The following is a 497-nucleotide window of genomic DNA, read 5'->3' as shown; positions in this document are numbered from 1 at the left end:
GCATGAAAAAGAAAAAATCTAAATTCTCATCTTCGCCGCCCGTGGCCTCAGATATCAACGAAGCGAATGCGCTGATTGTTGAGCTCTGGGAGCAGTTGCGCCACTATGAGGACAAGCTCAAAACTAGCAGCGCTAATTCATCCAAATCACCATCATCCGATGGGCCTAAAGAGCGGGCTGAAAGAAAAAAGCTCAAAGCTCTAGTGGCCGCAATCCGAGAGGAGCTAAACAGGGTCACTCAGGGCACAAACGACAACTCTCAGAATTAAAACCATCTGATACCGTTGTTGAATGTTACCCAGATATTACCTGTTCTTGTTGTGGTGATACGAACCTTAAGATGAGTGATAAACCTTTTTATCGCCATCAGGTTCATGAAATTCCCAAACCGACAATGGATATTACCGAGTATCGGCTCTTTTCTGGTAAATGCTCTCAGTGTGGCGAAACCGTGAGGGCCAGAAAGCCGAGCGATATACCTCAAGGTATCATGGGGC

General features: G+C 46.3%; 1 protein-coding gene. It reads left to right on the top strand.

Features of this window, described 5'->3' with window-relative positions; all coding sequences use genetic code 11:
* Positions 1-269: DUF6444 domain-containing protein (locus tag AACW06_RS20045; RefSeq protein ID WP_238336779.1), on the top strand; the 269-nt coding region annotated here is incomplete at its 5' end.
* Positions 270-497: the final 228 nt, after the last annotated feature.

The sequence above is a fragment of the Vibrio sp. S12_S33 genome, assembly GCF_963889785.1.
Lineage (GTDB): Bacteria > Pseudomonadota > Gammaproteobacteria > Enterobacterales > Vibrionaceae > Vibrio > Vibrio aestuarianus.
Note: the sequence above shows the minus strand (reverse complement) of the source record. Positions and strands in the feature narration are given on the sequence as shown.